Source organism: Vibrio tritonius, assembly GCF_001547935.1.
In the GTDB taxonomy this organism is placed as follows: Bacteria; Pseudomonadota; Gammaproteobacteria; order Enterobacterales; family Vibrionaceae; genus Vibrio; species Vibrio tritonius.
In genome coordinates, this window is sequence record NZ_AP014635.1 from 1,584,246 (window position 1) to 1,607,737 (window position 23,492).

Annotated in this window: 21 protein-coding genes; 16 read left to right on the top strand and 5 right to left on the bottom strand. The window is 44.0% G+C overall.

Annotated elements, in window-relative coordinates; all coding sequences use genetic code 11:
* Positions 1-49: 49 nt before the first annotated feature.
* The gene (locus JCM16456_RS07145) at positions 50-439 is read left to right on the top strand and encodes a hypothetical protein (protein WP_068713560.1); all 390 of its coding nucleotides are present in this window, start codon (positions 50-52) and stop codon (positions 437-439) included.
* A gap of 52 nt (positions 440-491) precedes the next feature.
* Here JCM16456_RS07145 and JCM16456_RS07150 read toward each other — a convergent pair whose 3' ends face one another.
* The 3 genes from JCM16456_RS07150 to JCM16456_RS07160 form a co-directional block, all read right to left on the bottom strand.
* On the bottom strand, positions 492-1,694 hold the full coding sequence (locus JCM16456_RS07150; RefSeq protein WP_068713561.1) for an MFS transporter: 1,203 nt from the start codon (positions 1,692-1,694) through the stop codon (positions 492-494).
* A gap of 341 nt (positions 1,695-2,035) precedes the next feature.
* Complete coding sequence (locus JCM16456_RS07155; protein ID WP_082712240.1) at positions 2,036-3,034, bottom strand: LacI family DNA-binding transcriptional regulator; 999 nt, start codon at positions 3,032-3,034, stop codon at positions 2,036-2,038.
* Positions 3,035-3,147: 113 nt separating this feature from the next.
* Positions 3,148-4,254 carry an ABC transporter ATP-binding protein gene (locus tag JCM16456_RS07160; RefSeq protein WP_068713563.1) on the bottom strand — a complete coding sequence of 369 codons (1,107 nt, stop codon included), beginning with the start codon at positions 4,252-4,254 and terminating at the stop codon, positions 3,148-3,150.
* Positions 4,255-4,596: 342 nt separating this feature from the next.
* On the opposite strand from JCM16456_RS07160, the gene JCM16456_RS07165 reads away from it, so the two are divergent.
* The 7 genes from JCM16456_RS07165 to JCM16456_RS07195 all read left to right on the top strand — a co-directional run bounded on the left by JCM16456_RS07165 (position 4,597) and on the right by JCM16456_RS07195 (position 14,176).
* The gene (locus JCM16456_RS07165) at positions 4,597-5,775 is read left to right on the top strand and encodes an extracellular solute-binding protein (protein WP_068715949.1); all 1,179 of its coding nucleotides are present in this window, start codon (positions 4,597-4,599) and stop codon (positions 5,773-5,775) included.
* A gap of 64 nt (positions 5,776-5,839) precedes the next feature.
* Positions 5,840-7,144 carry a sugar ABC transporter permease gene (locus JCM16456_RS07170; RefSeq protein WP_082712242.1) on the top strand — a complete coding sequence of 435 codons (1,305 nt, stop codon included), beginning with the start codon at positions 5,840-5,842 and terminating at the stop codon, positions 7,142-7,144.
* A gap of 6 nt (positions 7,145-7,150) precedes the next feature.
* Entirely contained in the window at positions 7,151-7,999 is an 849-nt protein-coding gene (locus JCM16456_RS07175) for a sugar ABC transporter permease (RefSeq protein WP_068713564.1), read from the top strand.
* A gap of 31 nt (positions 8,000-8,030) precedes the next feature.
* On the top strand, positions 8,031-9,260 hold the full coding sequence (locus JCM16456_RS07180) for a glycoside hydrolase family 53 protein (RefSeq protein ID WP_068713565.1): 1,230 nt from the start codon (positions 8,031-8,033) through the stop codon (positions 9,258-9,260).
* An 11-nt stretch (positions 9,261-9,271) separates the two neighbouring features.
* Positions 9,272-11,344: a beta-galactosidase gene (locus JCM16456_RS07185; protein ID WP_068713566.1), complete on the top strand. Its 2,073-nt coding sequence runs from the start codon at positions 9,272-9,274 to the stop codon at positions 11,342-11,344.
* A 266-nt stretch (positions 11,345-11,610) separates the two neighbouring features.
* Positions 11,611-12,873, top strand: coding sequence for a maltoporin LamB (lamB, locus tag JCM16456_RS07190; RefSeq protein WP_068715954.1), 1,263 nt, complete (start codon positions 11,611-11,613; stop codon positions 12,871-12,873).
* Between the two features lie 304 nt (positions 12,874-13,177).
* Positions 13,178-14,176 carry a glycoside hydrolase family 53 protein gene (locus JCM16456_RS07195; RefSeq protein ID WP_068713567.1) on the top strand — a complete coding sequence of 333 codons (999 nt, stop codon included), beginning with the start codon at positions 13,178-13,180 and terminating at the stop codon, positions 14,174-14,176.
* Between the two features lie 146 nt (positions 14,177-14,322).
* Here JCM16456_RS07195 and JCM16456_RS07200 read toward each other — a convergent pair whose 3' ends face one another.
* A complete protein-coding gene (locus JCM16456_RS07200) occupies positions 14,323-15,480 on the bottom strand; it encodes a XylR family transcriptional regulator (RefSeq protein ID WP_197655215.1) in 1,158 nt (385 codons plus the stop codon).
* Positions 15,481-15,732: 252 nt separating this feature from the next.
* Here JCM16456_RS07200 and JCM16456_RS07205 point away from each other — a divergent pair, with 252 nt between their 5' ends.
* From JCM16456_RS07205 to JCM16456_RS07240, 8 genes are all read left to right on the top strand, one after another.
* Positions 15,733-17,136, top strand: coding sequence for a glycoside hydrolase family 30 protein (locus JCM16456_RS07205; protein WP_082712243.1), 1,404 nt, complete (start codon positions 15,733-15,735; stop codon positions 17,134-17,136).
* 158 nt (positions 17,137-17,294) lie between these two features.
* A complete protein-coding gene (locus JCM16456_RS07210) occupies positions 17,295-17,993 on the top strand; it encodes an SDR family NAD(P)-dependent oxidoreductase (protein ID WP_082712244.1) in 699 nt (232 codons plus the stop codon).
* 38 nt (positions 17,994-18,031) lie between these two features.
* Positions 18,032-18,412, top strand: a complete 381-nt coding sequence (locus JCM16456_RS07215; RefSeq protein ID WP_068713569.1) for a nuclear transport factor 2 family protein — start codon at positions 18,032-18,034, stop codon at positions 18,410-18,412.
* Positions 18,413-18,535: 123 nt separating this feature from the next.
* Complete coding sequence (locus tag JCM16456_RS07220; RefSeq protein WP_068713570.1) at positions 18,536-19,006, top strand: 2TM domain-containing protein; 471 nt, start codon at positions 18,536-18,538, stop codon at positions 19,004-19,006.
* 264 nt (positions 19,007-19,270) lie between these two features.
* Positions 19,271-20,011, top strand: a complete 741-nt coding sequence (locus tag JCM16456_RS07225; RefSeq protein ID WP_068713571.1) for an energy-coupling factor ABC transporter ATP-binding protein — start codon at positions 19,271-19,273, stop codon at positions 20,009-20,011.
* The gene (locus JCM16456_RS07230; RefSeq protein ID WP_068713572.1) at positions 19,986-20,606 is read left to right on the top strand and encodes an energy-coupling factor transporter transmembrane component T family protein; all 621 of its coding nucleotides are present in this window, start codon (positions 19,986-19,988) and stop codon (positions 20,604-20,606) included. Before JCM16456_RS07225 ends, JCM16456_RS07230 begins: the two co-directional genes overlap by 26 nt.
* 3 nt (positions 20,607-20,609) lie before the next feature.
* On the top strand, positions 20,610-21,158 hold the full coding sequence (locus JCM16456_RS07235) for a biotin transporter BioY (RefSeq protein WP_068713573.1): 549 nt from the start codon (positions 20,610-20,612) through the stop codon (positions 21,156-21,158).
* Positions 21,159-21,182: 24 nt separating this feature from the next.
* Positions 21,183-21,929, top strand: a complete 747-nt coding sequence (locus tag JCM16456_RS07240) for a BPL-N domain-containing protein (RefSeq protein ID WP_068713574.1) — start codon at positions 21,183-21,185, stop codon at positions 21,927-21,929.
* Positions 21,930-22,110: 181 nt separating this feature from the next.
* Here the strand turns inward: JCM16456_RS07240 and JCM16456_RS07245 are convergent, their stop codons facing one another.
* Entirely contained in the window at positions 22,111-23,337 is a 1,227-nt protein-coding gene (locus JCM16456_RS07245) for a DEAD/DEAH box helicase (protein WP_068713575.1), read from the bottom strand.
* Positions 23,338-23,492 lie beyond the last annotated feature (155 nt).

The window sequence follows — 23,492 nt, forward strand, 5'->3', positions numbered from 1 at the left end:
TGACTTGTCGCACTAGCTACGAACCTACATTATGTAATATGGATAAACAATGTATAGAAGTGTATTGACCGCTTTAGTTTTGGTTAGTTTTTTTTGTAATGGAGCCACTAAACATGATGCTTCATCAGATCTAAAGAGCCTTTATGTTTATGATGAACCGTCGGAGTTGCCACCATATTCGGATCAATGGTTTATTGATGGTGACGTAACCGATTTGAATCACATGCAGATACGCAGGGACGGTAAATCTGGTGAGCTATCAGCTCCAGTGAGTATCGATTGTAAATCCCAAAAATTTACCGTGACAGGGAATGGGCTTCTTTATACATCAGAGCTAGTTTCCTCATCAGAAGTGAGCAGCCAAATCAGTAAAAGCGTTATAGAAGCTGTAGTAAAAAAAGTTTGTGATACCCCAACAACATATAACAAACAAGGATAAGTGTCGCGTGGCGACACTTTATTTGGGGCATCTGGCGGCTAGCTCGGTCGGTTTACTCCGCACTTAACCATTTTCTGCTGCTTATCACCAGCATCAACGCGACAATTAATGCACTAACACAGGCGATCGCTAATGGTTGCCATCCGCCGTTATTCCACAGTAGGCCGGTAAGCGCAGAGCCTATGGCACCGCCGATAAAATTGCAGGAAACAAACGCGGTGTTGAGGCGATTTCTTGCTTGCGGTGCAATAGTCAGTAAACGGGTTTGGTTAAGTACGTTAAGCATTTGAATGCCTACATCGAAAACCAAAATAGCCACCAATAGAACGTAGATAGAGTTTGGACGAAAAAAGGTGCTAAGTAGGGCGAAAATGGCCAGACCCAAACCGATAATCAATCCTTGATAAGCATGACCTCGATCGTGCAGAACACCTGCTTTACGAGCGACTAATGCTCCTGCAAGTCCCACTAAACCGACCAATCCAATTTGACTTAATGAATAATCATACGGCGAACCACTAAGTAAAAAAGTCAGTCCCGTCCATAGGGCTGAAAAGGCGAAGAACGATAGGGCGCCGATCAGCAGAGTGATTTGTGCCGAGCGATAGGCGCGAACCGTGGTGACAACCGAAGCCAACAGCGAAAAATAGTGCCCTTGGGACTTGGACTTTTGCGCTGGAATCGCACAATAGATGGCGACCGTTAAGAGCAGCATGGTTAGCGCAGCGGCGAAATAAATCGCTCGCCAGCCAAACGTGTCTGCAACCAATCCGCTGATCGAGCGAGACAGCAAAATGCCGGTCAACATACCCGAAACAATAATCCCAACGATTTTCCCGCGCTGTGCTGGTGGCGCTAACTCGCTAGCAAGGGGGGTGATCAACTGACCAGAAACGGTGGTCAATCCCAAGAGCGCCATTGCAATGGTTAATGAACCAAAACTCTCAGCAATGCCGCATAAGAGTAGGGCGAGCACGGAACACAACATCACGGAGGGAATAAGTCGCTTTCGGTTGAGTGAATCCCCCAGCGGTACAATAAGCAAAATACCCAATGCATAGCCTATTTGTGTTGCCGTAATTAATGTTCCCATTAACTGTACTGGGGCATTGAGCGTAGTCGCCATATCCATCAATAGCGGTTGTGCCCAGTAAAGATTACCGACGGCAAGTCCGCCTGTAATGGCGAACAGTAATGTTTTACCTAACGAGAGTGAATCGGTAGGTGTGATGACAAGGGTATCAGAAGTGGGCATATGTTAGCCGAGTCCTCATAGTTTGTGGCGTAGTGGTGACGCTTAAACCACAGTCAATGCGCCTTTCTATTGAAAGAACATTATCTAGGCAAGGGGGATCAATGATAATGGAAGGTCAGCTCATATCACTTATGAGGTCAGGGTTAATAATCTTCACTCACTGTGCCAAAGTGGGCGTCATTTAGGTTAATGGAACGAACGCTGCATCACGTAAACTCACAATTGCTATGTTGTCTACTTGGTTGAAATGGGGGAGATGCAAAACATGCTTCCCTAACGGATTTACAACGGGTAAAGCATGTTTTGACCTTTGCTGATAAAGAGAATGAGGACGTTGGAACTTAAAAGCTTTCTCGCTGGATAAAATCGTAGCCAAGGTGCACCATTTTTTTCACTTTTCGTCCGTGGATCAGTTCAAGAAACAGTTCGACGGCGGTTTCTCCCATTTCCATTGGGTAGAGGCGCATGGTGGATAAACTTGGATTCATGTGTGCCGAGGTCGAAATGTCATTCATTCCTAGCACTTTAATATCAGTAGGTATACCCAATCCTCTTTCGTAAATGGCTCGATAAGCTCCCATCGCCACCATGTCGGTTGCAGCGAAGACGACATCGGGTTGATGGTCGGTATCCAGTATTTGCGACATGGCTTTATAGCCCGATTCGATGCAAAACTCTTTACTCACGACGCAATGCTCATCGTGATAAAGATTATGTTCCTTCATTAACTGACGAAACACATGCAATCGCGATTCATCATTACCAATAAATGCTGGGTATTTTGTACCACTGGCAATGATTAAGTTGACTAATTCGCGTGCGGCGGCATATCGGTCAAACAACACCGAATCGGTTTTCATTCCAAGGGGATTGGAATCAACAAAAATCAGATTTTGGTTGAATTGATACAAGAGATCGATCTCCTGCTGAGTAAAATGCCCAACCGCGATAACCGCTTGTGGTTTACTCAATAACTGAGCACTTTTTTCAATGAGATCGCGCCGAATGGTACGTACCGCAATTTTGTTTTTAAAACAGGCATTTTCAATTCCTACCCGAATGGAGGTGAAATAGGGATCGGAAATCTCTCGAACTGGGTCGAGAAAATTGACCATAACCAATTCTAGCGGATGCGTAGATTCATCACTTGGATCGTACGACGTGCCAACTTGTTTGGCTTTGCGTTGTTTTGGTGATACATAGCCTAACTTCTCAACGGTAGACAGAATTTCTAGACGCTTTGCTTCAGAAATAGACAAGGTTTGGTCATGGTTAATAACGCGCGAGATCGTGGAAGTCGAGACATTAGTACGAATGGAAATATCTTTTAACGTGGTCAATGTTAACCCTCTATACAAATAAACCGTTCTTTAGTAAAAGTTGCAGTTACATGATGGCTAAGGGTGGTTAGGATAGAAAACACATCCTAACCAATGCCCAGAACAATGACTCATTAACCAACTTTACTAAATTTTTTCTCAACTAAGGCTTGCCCTTTGCTATCAAACAGATGGATTTGATCAGCCGAGGTATAGAGGGCCAATGTGGTATTGGATTTAAAGGTGTAATCCCCTTGGCATAGGAACTTAAAGTTATCGATGCCACAACATTGGCCAAACACATAAGTACTGCTGCCTAGACGTTCAATCACTTCAGTATCAAAAGAGAATTTGATTTGGTTCTCTTCCTGCGAAAGGTGCTCTGGGCGAATACCAAGCGTTACCGCCTCGCCTGGATTCATTGGGGCAACATGAATCGGCAACGTCATGTGTGCGTTACCAAATCCTGTATCAAGCACGATGGCATCTTCATGCCAACTAACACATTTGGCATTGATGAAGTTCATTTTTGGTGAGCCAATAAAACCAGCTACGAACAGGTTTTGTGGATGGTAGTACAGTTCCATTGGTGTGCCGACTTGTTCAATGTGACCATCACGCAACACAACAATTTTATCGGCCAGTGTCATGGCTTCAACTTGATCGTGTGTGACGTAAACCATAGTGGCTTTTAAGTCGTTATGCAGTTTGGCAATGTGCAGGCGCATTTCAACGCGCAGTTCTGCATCAAGGTTAGATAACGGTTCATCGAATAAAAAGACTTCTGGATCGCGAATGATCGCGCGGCCAATGGCAACACGTTGACGTTGGCCTCCAGAAAGTTGGGCGGGTTTTCTATCAAGTAGGGCTTCAAGTTGCAGCGCTTTAGCGACGAGAGAGACTTTTTTGTCGATCTCGGCTTTTGGCATTTTTTTTACTTTGAGTGAGTAACCCATATTGTCTCTTACGGACATATGCGGGTAGAGCGCGTAGGATTGAAACACCATTGCGACGCCGCGTTGCGATGGCGGCACATCATTCATCACCTGACCGTTTATTTTCAATTCCCCAGTCGTGATCTCTTCTAGTCCAGCAATCATTCTTAGTAGGGTTGATTTGCCACAGCCAGATGGGCCAACAAACACCACAAACTCACCGTTTTCAATAGCAAGGTTTACGTTATGAATTGTCTCTGTATCACCAAAACGTTTGGTGAGTTCAGCGAGATTGATAGAAGCCATAGTTTTACCTGTTGTCGTTATGCTGATCGATAAATTGTTTTACAGATAAAAAATCCTGATTTGTGATTTATTTATCATTGGCTAGTAAATTTTTACTTAATTTCTAGTAAACCAATCACAAGCAGCGTGTTTAGTATTGATTTAGATCACAAATACTTAGCAATTTGGTAGTGAATAGGATTTGCTAAGGATTATTTTATACAGCGAACGGGACAACTTATTTAGTAAATTTAGTTTAGCTGCTTCCAATAACGTAAAGCAAGAGGAAATATGAAAAATAACAACAGACTAAGAAGAAAAAACAATATTATCAGCTATTCTGTGATATTTGCATCTTTATTCATGACTTCATCTGTTTTTGCCAAAAATAAGTTACTTATATGGGAAGATATTCAAAAGTCCAAAGGTAACGCAGAGGCAGTTAAATTATTTGAACAACAAAATGATGTTGATGTTCAGGTAAAAGAACTCCCATATGGTGGTCAGATTGAAGCACTACGCATGGATGGCCCTGCGGGCACTGGCCCTGATGTCATTCTTATTCCTAACGACCAAATTGGTGGCGCGGTTATTCAGGGTTTAATTACTCCATTGAATGTGCCAGAAAAGGTATTAAACACCTTTACCGACTCGTCATTAAATGCATTAACTTACCAAGGTAAAATTTATGGTATTCCAAAATCGGTTGAAACCATTGTGATGGTATACAACAAAGATTTGGTACCTAATTTGCCGCAAACCATGGATGGTATTTACGATCTGTCGAAAAAATTTGTTGCCGAAGGCAAATATGGTTTTATCGCGAAATGGGATGAGCTCTATTACACCTATGGCATTTTAAATGGTATGGGTGGGGACGTGTTCGGCAAGAAGCCCGACGGTTCTTATGATTCTGAAAACATCTTGCTGAATACCAAAGGTGCGGTAAAAGGTGCTGAATACATTCAGAAATTTTACCACGACGGCCTGTTCCCAACTGGGATTGTGGGTAACAACGGTTTGAATGCGATTGATTCGCTCTTTACCTCAAAACGTGCCGCTATTGTCGAAACTGGGCCTTGGTCGTTCAAACCTTATGAAGAGGCTGGCATCAACTACGGTGTGGCTCCTTTACCAGCACTGCCGAATGGCAAACCGATGGGATCGTTCATGGGAGTGAAGAGTTACAGCGTTTCATACTACTCTAAAAACAAAGAGTTAGCAGAAAAATACATCGAGTTTATCAACAACTACGATAATGCGAAGCGTCGTTTTGTATTAACGGGTGAAGTGCCTGCACTGAAAGCGTTAGTGGATGACCCTGTGATCAAAAATAACGAAGGAGCTCGTGCTGTTGCGATTCAATCGGCTCACGCAACCTCTATGCCTTCTATTCCTGAAATGAACGAAGTATGGAATCCGGCCAATAATGCATTGCAGCTTATTGCAACTGGTAAGCAGTCTCCTAAGGCAGCTTTAGATGGGGCAGTGAATGCCATTAACATGCAAATAGAAGCTAACCACGCCATGATGGGGAATTAATTTCCCTGCCATGATTCAGATTACTATGTTTTATTCGCTAAACGTTTAGACGCGGAGGTTGGTTATGTCTGAATTGTATGGAGATTCCTCTACACACGGTGAGAGCACAAGCTCTCACCGATATATTGCCGCGTTATTGGGTGTTATTCCTGGCTTTGGTCAGTTCTATAATCGTCAATTTGCGAAAGGTGGAGCCTTCTTTATATTTTTATTCAGTTTTGTTGGTGTTAGCCATGATTTTTTACAGCATGGGCTATGGGGACTGATTACACTGGGCGAAAAATTGCCTGAAGATAACTCAATATTCCTACTGGCTGGTGGGATTATTTCCGTTATCGTCGGCTTATTTGGGCTATTAATTTATGCTCTGAGCATTATTGATGCTTATCACAACGGTAAGTTACGAGATGAAGGCCAAGAACTGAATTCAGTGCGCAAGCAGTTTCGTAATATTGTGGAAGCGGGTTTCCCTTATTTAATGACAACACCGGCATTTATTTTATTGGTGTTTGTGGTGGTTTTTCCGATTATTTTTGGCTTTGCAATCGGTTTCACGAACTATAACTTGTATAACACACCACCAGCAAAATTGGTCGATTGGGTGGGACTTAAAAACTTTATCAATATTTTTAAGGTCAATTTATGGCGCAATACGTTTGTCGATGTATTGCAATGGACAGTGGTATGGACATTATTAGCGACCACATTGCAATGTTCTGTGGGTATTTTGCTGGCGATTTTGGTTAACCAAAAAGATCTCAAATTCAAACCACTGATTCGCACTATTTTTATTTTGCCTTGGGCAGTGCCTGGTTTTGTAACGATTTTGATTTTTACTGGGATGTTTAACGACACCTTCGGCGTCATCAATAACGTTATTTTGCACTTCTTTGGTATTGATCCTAAGCCTTGGCTGACCGATCCATTCTGGACAAAAACAGCGTTAATCATGATTCAAACGTGGTTAGGTTTCCCGTTCGTGTTTGCCATGACCACCGGGGTGTTACAAGCGATTCCTGGCGACCTGTATGAAGCTGCCACTATGGATGGCGCGAGCAAATTCCAACAGCTACGTACCATTACTTTGCCGTTGGTTTTGTACTCGATTGCGCCGATTTTGATCACTCAATACACGTTTAACTTCAATAACTTCAACATTATTTATCTGTTTAACAATGGTGAACCAGCGGTGATCGGTAGTAATGCAGGGGGAACGGATATCTTGGTGTCTTGGATTTACAAACTGACCATGTCTTCATCGCAATATTCTATTGCTTCGGCAATTACGTTGTTGCTCTCCATCTTTGTGGTCGGCATTGCATTGTGGCAGTTCAGAATGACCAGCTCATTTAAATCGGATAGAAGGTAAGTCGCGATGAATACGAGTATTAAACGCAGTAAGCGAATTCGGTTGACCTTAAGTTACTTACTGATTTTTGTGGTGTGCGTGATCATCATTTATCCATTGGTTTGGACGGTTGGGGCATCGTTTTATCCCGGTAACAGCATTATGGGGGATTCGATTATCCCCGAGCATCCGATCCTTGCTCACTACGCAACCTTGTTTGCCAATGATCGTGTGGCGTATCTGCAATGGTATTGGAACAGCTTGAAAATCAGCGTGTTGACCATGGTTCTTACCTTGATCAGTGTGTGCTGTACCGCGTATGCCTTTTCGCGCTTTCGCTTTAAAGGCCGTGATAATGGGTTGATGCTGTTTTTGCTGTTGCAGATGATTCCACAGTTCTCGGCTTTGATCGCCATCTTTGTATTGGCGCAGATGCTGGGGTTGATTAACAGCCACCTTGCGTTGGTATTGGTGTACGTAGGCGGCATGATTCCAATGAACACCTACCTGATGAAAGGCTACTTAGATGCCATTCCTAAGGATTTGGATGAATCGGCCAAAATGGATGGTGCAGGGCATTTTCGCATCTTTATCGAGATCATTTTGCCAATATCCAAACCGATTATTGCGGTGGTTGCGCTGTTCTCTTTTACAGGACCATTGGGAGATTTCATCTTGGCGACCACGATATTGCGTTCACCAGAAAACTACACCTTACCAATTGGTTTGTACAACTTGGTGGTAGAAAAAATGGGCGCGAGTTACACCACGTATGCCGCAGGCGCGGTTCTGATCTCTATCCCAGTGGCGTTGCTCTATTTATCTCTGCAGAAATATTTTGTTTCAGGACTGACTGCCGGTAGTACCAAAGGTTAAGTCGTACTTGAGGTTTATAAGGAATTACATCATGAAACTATCTCATTTAGCGTGGGCAGTATTGGGTTTAAGTGTGGTGCTCACCGGTTGTCAATCGACCGAAGTCGGTAATACAAGTCAACCAGAAGAAACCAACAGTTATGTGATTGCGCCAGCGAACGTTCGCCCCGACTTTATTAAGGGGATGGATGTCTCTATGTTGCCTGAATTGGAAGCCTTAGGCGCCAAATATTATGACCAAGGCAAGCAAGAAGATGCGATCACCATTATGCAGGCGCACGGCATCAACTACATTCGTGCACGTTTGTGGGTGAATCCGCAATCACCTGAACATAAAGCGTTTGGCGGCGGTAACTCCACCTTAGATCGCGCCATTGAACTGGGCAAACGCGCCCATGCTCATGGAATGAAATATCTACTTGATATTCATTACAGCGATTTTTGGACTGATCCCGGCAAGCAAATGAAACCACAGAGTTGGGAAATACTGCCATTCGATAAGCTCGTAACTAAGGTGTATGACTACACCGATCAAGTAATGAAAGCCCATCGTCAGGCGGGTGTTGTGCCCGATATGGTGCAAGTCGGTAACGAGCTCAACAGTGGCATGTTGTGGCCAGATGGTAAGAGCTGGGGTGGCGACGGTAAAGAATTTGATCGTTTGTCTAAGTTGCTGAAAGCAGGAATCAAAGGGGTGCGTGATAACACGCAGACTGGCGAAACCATCCCCGTGATGTTGCATCTAGCCAAAGCGGGTGACAACGGTGCATTTCGTTGGTGGTTTGATGAAATTACCAAGCACCAAGTGCAATACGATGTGATTGGTATGTCTTATTACCCGTTCTGGCATGGACCGATGAATAAAGTTCAAGAGAACTTAAACGATGTGATTGCCCGTTATCACAAACCAGTGATGCTGGTCGAAACTTCATTCCCATTTACCAGCAAAAATGGCGATTCATTGGCTAATGGTTATGCCGAAAATAAACCGATTGAAGGGTATCCGATTTCGGTTAACGGCCAAGCGCATTTTCTTAATGACATCATGATGATGCTTAACAATCTGCCGAACAAAATGGGGCTTGGTATCGTGTATTGGGAACCAGAATGGTTACCAGTGAAAGGTGCAACTTGGGCCACTAAGGCTGGGATGGATTACACACAAGATCATTGGGCCGAAGGCAATTCTTGGGAAAACCAGGCGTTATTCGATTTTCAGGGCAACACATTACCCTCTATGCAAGTATTTAATTCACATTAAGGAACAACTACATGTCGCAGTTCAGTTCAGTGATTCCAAACATTCACTCTTTCCTCCACGGAGCTGATTACAATCCGGAGCAATGGCTTGATAGACCGGATATTTTGGAACAAGACGTACAACTGATGAAGGACAGTCACTGTAATGTTATGTCCGTAGGTATTTTTAGTTGGGCAGCGTTAGAGCCTAAAGAAGGAGAGTTTCATTTTGAATGGTTAGACGGCGTACTTGATCGGTTAGCAAAAAACGGCATTTCGGTGTTTCTTGCTACGCCAAGTGGTGCTCGACCAGCATGGTTATCACAGCGTTATCCAGATGTGTTACGTGTGGATAAAAACCGGGTAAAACAGTTGCATGGTGAACGTCATAACCACTGTTATAACTCACCTAACTATCTGACCAAAGTTGGCATTATTAACCGCAAATTGGCTGAACGTTATAGCCATCACCCTGCGGTGATTGGTTGGCATATCTCCAATGAATATGGCGGTGAGTGTCATTGTGAAACTTGCCAAAGTCATTTTCGTGAATGGCTAAAAGCGCGTTATGGCACATTGGATAATTTGAATCAGCAGTGGTGGACGGCGTTTTGGAGTCACACCTTTAGTGATTGGTCGCAAATTGAATCGCCATCGCCAAAGGGTGAAAACTCCTTGCATGGTCTTAATTTGGATTGGAAGCGTTATCGTACCGAGTGTGTGGTGGCATTTTGCCAACACGAAATCGAACCACTTAAAGCGCGTAATCCCGATTTGCCGGTGATCACCAACTTTATGGAGTATTTCTACGATTACGACTATTGGAAACTCAAAGACGTCATCGATGTGGTCTCTTGGGATAATTATCCGCTCTGGCATCGTGATGCCGATGAGTTGGAGTTAGCGAGCTATACGGCCATGTATCATGATTTGATGCGCACTATGAAGCAGCAACCGTTTTTGTTGATGGAGTCAACGCCAAGTCAAACCAACTGGCAGCCGATCACCAAACTCAAGAAAAACGGCATGCACATTTTGTCGTCGCTGCAAGCGGTCGCGCACGGTTCTGACTCAGTGCAGTATTTCCAGTGGCGCAAAAGTCGTGGCTCGGTGGAGAAATTTCACGGTGCGGTAATCGACCATGTGGGTCATGCGGATACTCGTACGGGGCGTGAAGTGACCAAACTGGGCGAGCAATTGGCAGCAATCAGTGATGTGTGTGGCAGCCGGACACAATCGCAAGTGGCAATCGTGTTTGACTGGGACAGCCGTTGGGCGATGGACGATGCCTCTGGCCCGCGCAATCAAGGACTCTACTATGAGCAAGTGGTGTCTGAGCATTATCGTGGTTTTTGGGAGCAGGGGATTAACTGCGACATTATCGAGCAGCTCAGTGATTTCACGCCATACAAAGTGGTGGTGGCACCGATGCTTTACCTGATCAAACCGGGCGTGGCGGAGCGTTTGGAAAGCTTTGTTAAGAGTGGCGGTGTATTGGTTGCCACCTATTGGACTGGCATCGTTAATGAAACCGATTTGTGTTTTCTTGGTGGTTTTCCCGGTGGCAGTGATAGTCCATTGCGTCGTACTTTTGGGATTTGGGCAGAAGAAATTGATTCACTCTATGATGATGAGCGAGTGGATTGCCAAACGATCTCAGGCAACGTATTGAACTTGCAAGCCGATTATAAAGCGAAGCATTTGTGCGAACACTTGCACTTAGAAACCGCGCAAGCGGTGGCAAGTTACCAAAGTGATTTGTTCGAAGGAACACCTTGCTTAACCGTGAATCAGCATGGTCAAGGCTGCGCCTATTATGTTGCCGCTCGTCATGATGTTGAGTTCTATCGGGAGTTCTATCGCCAGTTGGTTGCTGTACATGGTGTGACTACACCGTTGAACAACTTACCGTTGGGCATTTCGGTTACTACTCGCGAACAGGGCGATAAAGAATATCTATTTATCATGAACTTTTTAAATAGTGCACAAAATGTTGAGCTTAATAAACAAACTTATTATGACTTAATCAATAAACATGCAATTACCGATGGGGTATTAGAATTAAATCCCTATGAAGTGGCGGTATTAGCTAAGGATAAAATGTAGATTTTTATATTGTCGTTAAAGATGTAATTCAGTATCTGACAATATGAAATGAAATGAAATAGGAAATAGGAAATTAATGTAAAAAGAAAAAGCGACCCTCTCCAATTATTTTGTGGATAGATATTTCATTACTAGGAGCCATCTTACCTCCCCACTGGCTCTTAACAGAAATAAAAAATCATGAATATCGAGATAATTCTTGAGGGATCGTTTTACCCATGATTTACCCAATCATTAAAAGCAATAACGATAAAAAGGAAAATAACATGAAACATAAATGTAGACCTCTCTATCTCGCACTATGCGTGGCCATGGCTTCTAGCTCTGCTTTCGCTGTAGACTTTAATGGGTATGTCCGTGCAGGGACAGGTATTGCAGGCAGTGGCGGTGGCCTACAACGTGGAGACGAATTCCACAAAAACTTATTAGGTCGCTTGGGTAACGAGTTTGATACTTACGCTGAAATTGGTTTGGGCCAAGAGCTGTTTAATCAAGACGAGCACAGCATGTACCTCGATACCATGTTCTCTATGGAGTCGGATGGCAACATGGAAAAAGAGAACACGTCTCAATCTGGCTCAGGTGAAGCTGAGTTTGGTATCAAAAAAGCAGTCTTAAAAATCAAAGGTTATATCCCTGATGCACCCGATGCGACCATCTGGGCTGGTAAACGCTTTTATCAACGTCAAGATATACACATCATCGACACTAAGTTCTTGAATATTTCCGGCTATGGCGCGGGGGTTGAAGGACTAAATGCAGGTCCAGGTACCGTGTCACTAGCTGTCGTGCGCGGTGATGATGATATCGATGACGCTGTTTCTAGCGATGATCTCAACATCTACTATCTTGATGCGCGTTACTCAAACTTAAAACCATGGGATGGCGCTTGGGCAGAAGTTGCTATGGCGTATGCGGTAGTCAATCCTACCGATGATCAAGACGATGTCGACTCGCTTGATTTCGATAATGGCTTTATGTTCACCGCACAATTAAGCCAGAGCTTTAGTCGTGGCTATAATAAAACAGCACTTCAATATGGTACTAAAGGCCTTGCGCAAAACATGATTTCGCAAGGCGGCGGTTGGTATGATGTTTGGAGTGGCGATGTAAACAGCGCTAAAGGTTACCGTTTAATCAATACTGGTGACTTCAAAGTAACAGATAACTTGTTGATCGACCACGTCATTACTTACGGTTACGCACAAGATCACGATGATTACGTAGACGATGAAAACCTGTTATCGATTGTTATGCGCCCAACTTACAGTTGGTCAAATTACAACAAAACCATCCTAGAATTGGGTTATTTCAAAGATAAGAAATCGTGGACTAGCGGCAGTGAAACCAAAACAGGTGGTGAGAAAATTACCTTGGCGCATGCGTTTACCGTCGGTAAGGAATTCTTATCTCGTCCAGAATTGCGTTTTTATGTTTCCTATTTTAAAGACGAAGAAGGCACTTACTTTAAAAATGGCTCTAAAGACAATGATATTTTTTACGGAGCGCAATTTGAAGCTTGGTGGTAATTGTTTTTCATTAAGTTAGTTCAATCCTAATTAAAATCAAAGCACCCACTGCCATGGGTGCTTTTTTCATGGCTGAATTTTGTGATCGTGCAAAAGAGATTCAGTAAATATTTACTGAGTTTTATTGATGTTGATTTAAAAATAAAAAACTCAATTACGCTAGCTAATTTAATTGTGAGGTGAAATCTGACGCTAAAAATGGGATGAAGTAGGGTGATCAGGCAAATAAATGATATTGAAAAATCATAAATCAATGGCTGTGTTATTAAGTCTAGGTTATGTCATTAGTCTGAGGATGTTCATCATGAATAAATATACGAAATGCGCTTTGTTAGTAAATCTGGTTGCAGTTGCTACTCCCACACTCGCCTTTGTAAAAGGGGCGGATATCAGTTGGTTAACCCAAATGGAAGACAGCGGTTATACCTTCTATAACGATTGGGGATATAAACAAGATGTGTTGTCGATATTACGTGATCACGGGATGAATGCAGTACGACTGCGCGTATGGGTGAATCCGAGTGATGGTTACTATAACTCTTTGGTCGATGTGATTACTAAAGCGAAGTGGGCTAAGGCGGCGGGGATGGATGTGATGATCGATTTTCATTACAGCGATACGTGGGCCGACCCCGGTAATCAATGGAAACCAGACGCGTGGAGCAATCTCGATTTCAATGGTTTGATGGACCGTGTCTGGTCTTACACTCGCGATTCGCTAGAGCAGATTAAGGCTGCGGGAATCACCCCTAAATGGATTCAAATTGGCAATGAAACCAACAATGGTATGTTGTGGAATGATGGTATGGCATCGAGCAACATGCGTAATTTTGCGTGGTTATTCAATAGCGGCCTTAATGCCGCCAAAGAGGTCTTTCCTAACGCCAAGATCATTGTGCATCTGGCCAACTGCCAAGATAACAGCGTATTTCGGTGGATCTTTGATGGGTTAAAAAATAATGGCTCGCAATGGGATGTGATTGGTGCTTCGATGTACCCGCGTAGCGTAACCAATATGACCTGGCAGCAGGCAACCGCTGCTTGCTTAACTAACCTTAACGACATGGTAAGCCGTTATGGCTCAGAAGTGATGATCACCGAAGTCGGTGTGCCATGGGATGATTCCGAGGCCAAAACCATTGTCGCTGATGTGATCAAAAAAGTGCGCAGAGTGAAAAGTGGCAAAGGCATTGGCGTAATGTATTGGGAGCCAGAAGCCTACAACTGGCAAGGCTACACATGGGGGGCTTGGAATCCTAATACTAAGCAACCGACAGAAGCGTTAGACGCTTTCCTCGAGTAATGCTCAAAAGTGCAGGTGAGGTGTTAGTCCTAAACCTTATTAAAAACCCTCGCTATTGCTTTGTGATAGAGAGGTTTTTTTTTATGGTGACAGTCGAGGAATAAAATGGTCGATTTCTTGCTTCAGATACCCTAGTGATTGTTCAGCTATTCTTCGCGAAAGCTATTTGGGGTTCGATCAAATTCTTTTTTAAAGATGGCGTACATATATTGCACCGTAGGGTAGCCGGAGGCTTTACTAATTTCTGCAATACTGAGCTTAGTGTGGTTGAGTAGCTCTAGCGCTTTATTGAGTTTGTTGGTGTGAATTTCGTGATGAATGGAATAACCCAAGGCATTTTTGAACTTATTATCGAGATGTGACCGAGAAAGGTGTAGGTATTCGAGTACGTTTTCGACTTTCAGTCCGTTACAAGCGTTTAAGCGGATGTAGTGTTGTGCTTGAATCACATCTGGATCTTTTACCGAACGATAATGGCTTGATAGGCGAGCATGAACTTTTTCTGGCGGCACGATCACTCGGTCGTGCTCAAGTGGCTCATCATTGAGTAGGGTGTCGAGCATTTGAGCTGCTTGATATCCCATGGTACGCACGCCTTGCTCAACCGACGAGAGCGGAATGCGCGAGAGGTAACGGGTGACTTCCTCGTTATCAATACCGACAACCGCGAGATGTTCGGGGATTGGAATGCCTAATTCATCAATTACCTGTAAAAGCTGTCTTGCTCTTGCGTCAGTGGCGACAATGATTCCGGTAGGTTCGGTTAACGATTTCAACCAGTTAGCTAAGCCTTTGGCAGCGGCTTCCCAGTGGCGATTCAAGGGGGCTAAACCGCGATAGACGCTGTATTGCATGCCTTCATTTCTGATTAAGTCTACAAAAGCTTTTTCTCTTTCTATCGACCAACGCCAATGTTCACATTTGGGAAATCCGTAATAGCCAAAGTGCAATAATCCTTTGTCTTTTAAATGTTCGTAAGCGAGTTGGATTATTTTGCTGTTGTCGGTGGCGATATAAGGAATGTCAGGGTAATCATCGTGGTTTTGATAAGAGCTACCGACACCGACAATCACTGAATTGGTTTGCGACAAATAGTGTGGTGTATCAGGGTCGTCGTAATCTGCAATAATGCCATCATATTTGTTTAAGTTGATGTTTTTATTGGTCGAATAAAAGTCTTCTTCGATGTACACATCCCAATGACAAGAAGAAGATTGAATGTATTCGCCAATACCAGAAATTAACCCACGGTCATAGGCTTTATTGGCGTTTAGTAAGATTGCGACTTTCTTTGTTTTTTTCATTATCAGCGCCACGTTTTGAGCCATTGACCTGATAATACACACGTATCATCAAAAGACAATGTGCTTGTAAAACAACGACTTTACCATTTTTTATTTGGCAATTATCGGATTTTGTTTTTCAGAGGTGTCCTTCACATATCCCTAGATGTTACCTAGACAGTGCCCACGCAGATGGAGAAATAATGCCGCACCTTTTCCAATAAACCGTTATAGCTTCGGGCTGTAACGGACTCACTCTAATAAGGAACCTCTATGTTTAAGTTATCCTCATGTTTTATCGCGGTCGGCGCTGTACTTTCGTTTGGTGCGAATGCGACATCGGTTGAGTGGATTCAATCGGGTTGGAATAATGTTTCTAATAACGTGGTGTATTGGCAGCAAAACGCTGCGCCCAAAGTAGTGAATAAAGATCACACCGATTATCGTGTTATCTCGATTGACCCAAGCAAAACATTACAAGTGATTGATGGATTTGGCGGTGCAATTAACGAGAAAGGTTGGGATGCGATGTCGGGGTTAACCCCTGATGCACGCGATAACATAGTGCAGAGTTTATTTGGTCAAGGTGGTTTAAATCTGACCATGGCGCGTATTCCAATTGGTGCGAATGATTTTTCCATGGATTATTACTCATTAGATGATGTCGTCGGAGACTACGACCTTAAGCATTTTTCTATGGAACGTGAGCATAAGTATCTGATTCCTTATCTACAAGCGGCAATGAAATACAAACCTAAGTTGGATGTTTTAGCGTCGCCATGGACACCGCCTGCATGGATGAAAGCCAATCAATTCTATGGCTGTCGCGGGTCTGAAAAAGATGCCCATTTAATCTGGGATAAGAAAACTCAAACGGCTTACGCTAAATATTTATCTAAGTTTGCGACTGAATATCAGAAAGAGGGGATTAACCTAACACAGATTCATTTACAAAATGAGCCAGCGGCTTGCCAAGATTTTCCTTCCAGTAAATGGACTGGGGTTGAGATGCGCGATTTCTTACGTGATTATCTTGTTCCCCAATTTGAAAAAGACAAACAAAAAGCCCAAGTTTGGCTGGGCACCATTAACTATGGTGACTACGAAGCCTATGCCAAACCTGTGCTGACAGACCCTAAATTAAAAGGCAAGATTGATGGAGTGGGTTATCAATGGGATGGCAAATACGCTATCGCTGAAACTCATAAACGTCACCCTGATATCAAATTAATGCAGACCGAGTCAGAGTGTGGTGACGGCAAAAACGACATCGCTGCTGGTTTATATACCTTTAGTTTGATTGAAAAATATCTTGCTGGTGGCGCGAACGCTTACGTGTATTGGAATATGGTATTAGACTCAACGGGAAACAGTACTTGGGGCTGGAAACAAAATTCGTTGATCAACATTGACCGTATGGCAGGTGGTAAAGCGACATACAACTTCGAATATTATGTCATGAAGCACTTCAGTAATTTGGTCAAACCTGGAGCGCATTTACTCAGTGTTAATACAGAAGAAGATGTGCTGGCGTTTAAAAACCCTGATAACTCGATCATCGTTGTCTCAGGTAACCCAAGTTATTCCAACAAAAATATGACGTACACATTGGGTAATAAGATGTTTAAAGCCACATTACCTATGATGTCGGTGAGCAGTTTTATTATTACTGAATAAAATCACTCGGTTTTTTCTAGATATCGCTGGCTTAGAAAATAGGTCAGCGATTTTTATTTGTGCGTCGAGTAACGACTGAGTTTGAGGTCCATGATCTAAGATATCCATCGTAAATAGTTTGTGTTAGGTTCCTTATTCAAAGCAATGCATTAGGGAAGATGATGAAAAACGTTTTAATAACAGGCGCTAACCGCGGTTTGGGATTGGCTTTGGCTAAACAGTTTGAGCAAGAAGATTGCGCTCTGTTTTTGGTGGTGCGTTCGGAAACAGCACGGCAAGAACTCAATAAGAGTCTTCCTCACGCCAAGGTGCTGGTGAGTGATGTAACCGAAGACGAACATGAAGCAAGGCTTGCAACGTTTCTTGCTGATGTTGCGTTAGATGTCGTGATTAATAACGCCGGTTCGGGCACAAAAGCTCCCAGCTTAGAGTCCACGCAAGTAAGTTATCTTCGCAAAGAATTTGATACCAATTGTGTGGGCGTACTCACCACAGTGAAAGGTTCGCTTACCGCGTTAAAACGCTCCAATGCTCCACTTATTATCAATATCAGTTCGCGTCGCGGTTCTCTGGGTTTACAAGCAGAAGGAGCCGCAAAAGGTTCGGGCTGCTCTTATTCCTATCGAGTCAGTAAAGCTGCGCAAAATATGCTCACACTCTGTTTGGCCGATGATTTGGAAGACTTCGGTATCACTGTTGCAGCAATACATCCGGGACGCCTTTTGACTACGATGGCAGCCAAAGATGCCCATATGACACCGGAAAGTGCGGCACAGCAAATAGCAGAATTGGCAATGCAAAAGCAGCTTAAAAATCGCGATTTCATTAGTTTGGAAGTGGGACGCTTACCTTGGTAGGTTGATTGAACTTACTTAACGGAGAAAAAGGATCAGTGATGACCCCAAAAGAGGTTGTACTTGGTTTTTGGACGGCGATGCAGAGTAATGATTTTGTCAAAGCCAGTGAGTGGTTAACAGAAGATTACCAAGGTCAGTGGCCGCAAAGTAATGAATTGATCGAGGGACGAGCCAATTTCATTGCGATAAATAGCGCCTATCCAGCAGATGGTGTTTGGACTTTCGAGATAAACTCAATGGTGTGTGAAGGGGATACGGTGGTGACGGATGTATTGGTTTCCGATGGCGTGAGGTTCGACCGCGCAATTACGTTTCATACCGTTAAAGAGGGCTTGATTTGCTGCCAACGTGAGTTTTGGCCGGAGAATTATCCGGCGCCAGAGTGGCGTCAAGCATGGGTAAAACCGCTTAATGGCTAATCAATGAGTTGTATGTAACTTATTGAAATTACGTCACTGTCACCTAGATGTCGCCTATTTGTCGTCACCCATTTGAGTTAGTTTTGTTACTGTTTTTGGCGAAGCAGCAGAAAGGAAGAGAGCATGATTGTGAGAAAACTTCGACTGCAACGTGGTTGGTCGCAAGACCAATTGTCGCAGTTATCTGGATTGAGTGTGCGGACGATTCAGCGTATTGAGCGTGGTCAAAAGCCCGGTCTAGAGTCGTTAAAATCACTGGCTGCTGTATTTGAAATTGACGTTAACGATCTTCAAATGGAGCCCGAGATGAACAACAGTAAAGTACAAGTCACCGACGAAGAAAAAATGGCACTTGAGCAAGTGAAAGACATTAAAAGCTTTTACAGCAACTTAATGACCTATGTAGTCGTCATTGCGATGCTCTTTGTCATTAATTATCTCACCGATCCGAGTTACATCTGGGCTTGGTGGCCAACACTTGGCTGGGGGATTGGTGTCATCAGTCATGGTTTGAGCGCATTTGAAGTGGTGAATTTGTTTGGTCCCGAGTGGGAGAAAAAACAGGTTGAAAAGCGGCTAGGACGCAAACTGTAGCATTATTTCTAATTGAGAGTTTTTACCTTGGTGAACGCCAAAAGCAAAGTCGGTAAGGTGACTTTGCTTTTTTTGTCGGTTGCATACTAAGATGTCAACCACACATTCTAAGTTACATTGACATATCTCTTTACCCATCCCAAGTCCCTTGTTAACATGTAAACCATTGTCAATTTATCAGGTTTACATCTACATTGAGCGCTTATGGCGACTCTTGCGAGATGTTTGGCTCTTTCCGTAAAGAGCGTTTGGGTAAAAAATAGCATGACTTTTCATAACGATGATGGCGCCGCCATTTCCCTTAACGATGTGTGTCTTGATATTCAAGGCAAACGCATTTTAAATCGACTCTCTTTTTCAACTTCTGTGCAACGTTTGGGCATTATTGGCCGTAATGGTTCGGGAAAATCGACCTTATCGCGTGTGCTCTCGGGCTTAGTGGCTATTGAATCGGGCACACTTCAGGTGGCGGGGATTAACCCATTTAAAGACCGTAAAGGGGCACTACGGGAAATTGGCTTATTGTTTCAAAATCCCGATCATCAAATTATTTTTCCAACCGTACTTGAAGAAGTGGCCTTTGGCTTACGTCAACTGGGTCAAAAGAAAGCGATTGCTGAGCAAAATGCGTTAGCAACGCTGGAAGCCTTTGGTAAGACTCACTGGCAAGAGGTACACACTTCGGCTCTGTCTCAAGGGCAAAAGCATTTGGTGTGTTTGATGGCGATTGCTGCAATGCAGCCGAAATTGATCATTTTAGATGAGCCTTTTGCGGGCTTAGATATTCCAACCAAACGCCAATTGCAGCGTTATCTGGATCGTTTTCCCGGGCGCTTGATTCATATCAGTCACGATCCGGCAGATTTAGACCATTACGACCAATTACTGTGGCTCGAAGCTGGAGAAGTCAACTCAATCGGTACACCAGAACAAGTGTTGCCCGCGTATTTGGCGGAAATGCATAAATTGGGAGAGAGTGATGATATCTCTAACCTCACCAATTGAAACTCCTGCGCACCGCTGGCCTGCTGGACTAAAACTGGCGGCGCTCTGTTTTACCACGGTAGGGCTATTTTTTGTTCATCAGTTGCCGCTGCAAGGTGTGTTTCTAGCCTTAGTTGCGGTGCTCTATGCATTGCCGGGAAAACTCTTTTTTTGCTACGGATTACGACAAATCTCGCTGTTGTGGCCATTTATTGTGCTTGTTGGCCTGTGGCATGGCGTTACTGGTGAGTGGGAGCAGGGCGGTATCATCGTTTTGCGTCTACTTTCAACCGTCGCGCTTGCCAATTTGGTTACCATGACAACCCGTCTTTCCGACATGATCGATGTGGTCAATTGGCTTACTCGGCCATTAAAACGCCTTGGTTTAAACACTCGCGCGCTAGAACTTTCTATCGCACTGGTAATTCGAATGACACCGGTATTGGTCGGGAAAGGCCAATCACTCTCTTTAGCTTGGCGAGCACGTTCTAACCGACGTTCTGGCTGGCGAATTATCTTACCTTTTACGGTATTAGCTCTTGATGATGCAGACCATGTTGCCGAGGCTCTACGCGCTCGCGGTGGTTTGATGAACGATGACGAACAGATGGACTAAAAAATGGAAAAAAATGTCACTTATATCGCCTTGTTTGCCGCTTTAATCGCAGCGTTGGGTTTGGTGCCGAAAATCGCGCTCGGTTTTGGTGTACCTATCACCGCGCAAGGGTTGGGAATTATGCTGTGCGGTACTATTCTCGGTGCAAAACGTGGCTCTCTAGCGGTTCTACTGTTTTTACTTCTTGTGGCGATGGGTTTGCCACTTCTTGCTGGTGGTAACGGTGGTTTAGGGGTATTTTTCGGTGCGACCGCTGGATTTCTGATCGGGTGGCCAGTTGCGGCTTTAGTGATTGGCTGGATTGTTGAAAAATGGCGTCATCGCAATCTCACCATGGTGTGTATTGTTGCGTCCATTTTAGGTGGCATCGTTGTGATGTATGCTTTTGGTATTGTGGGTATGTCGATTGTACTTAAGAAAAGCATAATGGAATCATTAGGTTTAGTGCTGATCTTTATCCCTGGTGATATTGTGAAAGCGGTGATTGCTGGTGTATTAACGGCATCAATCGCTAAGGCGCGACCTGCAAGTGTTCTGTCGCGCTCACTTTAATAAAAAGTGAAAGGGAATTCGCTCATGACGATTTTGATTTATACCGACAACGTGTCAAACAATCATGTTCTGTATTACGCGTTGGGGCGGTTACGCGGTAAACGAAATGTTTTTTTCGTTAATGCCAATGAGATCCTAAGTGGTGCTCTAACCGATGACGTGGATTTGTTGGTGATGCCCGGTGGTGCGAGTCGGTATAAATCGGCCAAGCTCAATGGGCAAGCCAATCAACTCATCAAAGACTATGTTGCCAATGGCGGTAAGTATCTCGGTATTTGCGCGGGTAGTTATATGGCATGCGCCATGACCTGCTGGGCAAAAGGTGGCCCATATGAGATTGTCACCCCAAATGAACTGGGCTTTTTCTCCGGGGCTGCGGTTGGTCCGATTGAGCAATTTGGCGAAGGGGATAATTACAACAGCACCAAAGCTTATGTCACAACTCTCGATTACGCAGGTCGTGAGATTTCCTCTTTGTATCTCGGTGGCTGCTTGTTTGAAGCGCCAAAGACATCTTCAAAGCCTGACAATTATCAGGTGCTCGCCAGATTTAATGACCTTGCCGACAAACCCGCAGCGATTATTACCGGTGACTATGGGCAAGGCGCTTGGCTGCTCTCTTCGACACATCCTGAGTACGACCAAGAGGCGGTTGAACTGCTCAGTTTTGATGTCGTCGGTAACGACTATCAAGAGTTTAATCAGCTCGCAGGCGCAGAATCGCTAACATTAGATTTGCTCGATGAACTACTTAAACAGTTAGCTGTTTAAGTAGTTCATCGCTAGTTTCATAATTAATTACGCCGCTGTTTCATAAAACAGCGGCGTTTTTGTTGGCTGACTTTTTGAAAATAAGAAAAAATAACGAGAGAAAAAATAACGAGGACACACACCTTTAAAACCACAGAGTTTAGGGTGTGTGTCCTCGTTAGAAAAAATAGTGACCAGGAAGTTATTGTTTTTTCTTGCTCTGAAATTGCTTAATGCTTTTCTTCTGATTGGTTCGACGGTTGGCTTGTTTGTCCCGTGGTGCACGTTTGCTTTCACCAGTAGATGGTCTGTCAGTGACAGGGTAACCCTCTAGTTCATTCAGTGGCAATGCGCGTTGGGTAGTCTTTCTGATCGCGGCAAGATAGTCAGTCTCACCATGACACACAAGAGAAATGGCAACGCCGGTTTTCCCAGCTCGTGCTGTACGTCCGATGCGATGAACATACACTTCAGGGTTTGATGGTAGCTCAAAGTTGATTACCACCGGCAAGTCTTCCACATGAATACCGCGAGCGAGCAAGTCTGTTGCGATAAGCACATTCACTTTATGTTCCTTAAACAGATTGAGCGTCGCTTCTCTGTCTGCTTGATCCTTGTTGCCATGCAATGCTGCAGTCGAGAGTCCGGCCTTGTTCAGCTTTTTACATAGTGAATCTGCGTTGTCTTTGCTACCGATGAATACCAACACTTGTTGCCATTGGTGCTGTTTAATTTGGTCAATCAGTGCGTTGGTTTTGCTCCCTTTATTGACGAGATACAACGTCTCTTTGATTGGGTTGGCCTTGGCGGCAGTTTGTTCTACTTGAATAAACATAGGATTATTGAGTAGTGCTTTCGCTTTACTTTCAAGTGGTTCTGGGAAAGTCGCGGAAAACATCAGGGTTTGGCGCTGCGTTGGTAGCATTTCTATAATGCGCTGAACATCGTTCCAAAAGCCCATATCTAACATCCTGTCGGCTTCATCAAGCACTAAGGTGCTGATATGGCTCGTATCGAATGCGTTTTCAGTTAAGAGTTCGAGCAGTCGACCTGGGGTTGCCACGAGTATTTGAGGCCCTTTTGCTAGGTCGGCTTTCTGCAGTTCTTTATCGATGCCGCCACAAAGGCAAAGCGACTGTATATTGAGGTGTTTAGCGATGAACTCTAGCGCTTCATTAACCTGAGTCGCCAATTCACGAGTTGGCACAAGGACTAACGCTTGAAAAGGAGAGAGCGTTTTCATCGCCTGTTCTAACAAAGGAAGACCGTAAGCCAATGTTTTGCCGCTTCCTGTTTGAGCAATCGCAAGTACATCTTGCTGATTGAGTATCGCTTGAATAGCAAGTGTCTGAATTTCTGTAGGTTTACTAAACGAAGCTGGCAGAGCGGCGACGAGTTTTTGGCTTAGAGGTAGCGTCGAAAAAAGCATTATATTTTTCAGTCTCTTGGAAGATTTTAAACATCATAGACATGGCAGATACGGCGAAAAAAGGATGAATCGCGTTACGAACTGACGCCGAATTGCTGAGTTAATGGTGCGCACTTTACCACAGTGAGAGAACAAAGTGGCAATTGTTCTAGTGA

Bases quoted from the DNA above. Each gene is read 5' to 3' on its own strand.
- JCM16456_RS07200 (WP_197655215.1), bottom strand. From the start codon at position 15,480: ATGAAAAAAACAAAGAAAGTCGCAATCTTACTAAACGCCAATAAAGCC.
- JCM16456_RS07195 (WP_068713567.1), top strand. From the start codon at position 13,178: ATGAATAAATATACGAAATGCGCTTTGTTAGTAAATCTGGTTGCAGTT.
- JCM16456_RS07185 (WP_068713566.1), top strand. From the start codon at position 9,272: ATGTCGCAGTTCAGTTCAGTGATTCCAAACATTCACTCTTTCCTCCAC.
- JCM16456_RS07150 (WP_068713561.1), bottom strand. From the start codon at position 1,694: ATGCCCACTTCTGATACCCTTGTCATCACACCTACCGATTCACTCTCG.
- lamB (WP_068715954.1), top strand. From the start codon at position 11,611: ATGAAACATAAATGTAGACCTCTCTATCTCGCACTATGCGTGGCCATG.
- JCM16456_RS07175 (WP_068713564.1), top strand. From the start codon at position 7,151: ATGAATACGAGTATTAAACGCAGTAAGCGAATTCGGTTGACCTTAAGT.
- JCM16456_RS07210 (WP_082712244.1), top strand. From the start codon at position 17,295: ATGATGAAAAACGTTTTAATAACAGGCGCTAACCGCGGTTTGGGATTG.
- JCM16456_RS07220 (WP_068713570.1), top strand. From the start codon at position 18,536: ATGATTGTGAGAAAACTTCGACTGCAACGTGGTTGGTCGCAAGACCAA.
- JCM16456_RS07235 (WP_068713573.1), top strand. From the start codon at position 20,610: ATGGAAAAAAATGTCACTTATATCGCCTTGTTTGCCGCTTTAATCGCA.
- JCM16456_RS07145 (WP_068713560.1), top strand. From the start codon at position 50: ATGTATAGAAGTGTATTGACCGCTTTAGTTTTGGTTAGTTTTTTTTGT.
- JCM16456_RS07180 (WP_068713565.1), top strand. From the start codon at position 8,031: ATGAAACTATCTCATTTAGCGTGGGCAGTATTGGGTTTAAGTGTGGTG.
- JCM16456_RS07165 (WP_068715949.1), top strand. From the start codon at position 4,597: ATGACTTCATCTGTTTTTGCCAAAAATAAGTTACTTATATGGGAAGAT.
- JCM16456_RS07230 (WP_068713572.1), top strand. From the start codon at position 19,986: ATGATATCTCTAACCTCACCAATTGAAACTCCTGCGCACCGCTGGCCT.
- JCM16456_RS07160 (WP_068713563.1), bottom strand. From the start codon at position 4,254: ATGGCTTCTATCAATCTCGCTGAACTCACCAAACGTTTTGGTGATACA.
- JCM16456_RS07225 (WP_068713571.1), top strand. From the start codon at position 19,271: ATGACTTTTCATAACGATGATGGCGCCGCCATTTCCCTTAACGATGTG.
- JCM16456_RS07170 (WP_082712242.1), top strand. From the start codon at position 5,840: ATGTCTGAATTGTATGGAGATTCCTCTACACACGGTGAGAGCACAAGC.
- JCM16456_RS07215 (WP_068713569.1), top strand. From the start codon at position 18,032: ATGACCCCAAAAGAGGTTGTACTTGGTTTTTGGACGGCGATGCAGAGT.
- JCM16456_RS07245 (WP_068713575.1), bottom strand. From the start codon at position 23,337: ATGCTTTTTTCGACGCTACCTCTAAGCCAAAAACTCGTCGCCGCTCTG.
- JCM16456_RS07205 (WP_082712243.1), top strand. From the start codon at position 15,733: ATGTTTAAGTTATCCTCATGTTTTATCGCGGTCGGCGCTGTACTTTCG.
- JCM16456_RS07240 (WP_068713574.1), top strand. From the start codon at position 21,183: ATGACGATTTTGATTTATACCGACAACGTGTCAAACAATCATGTTCTG.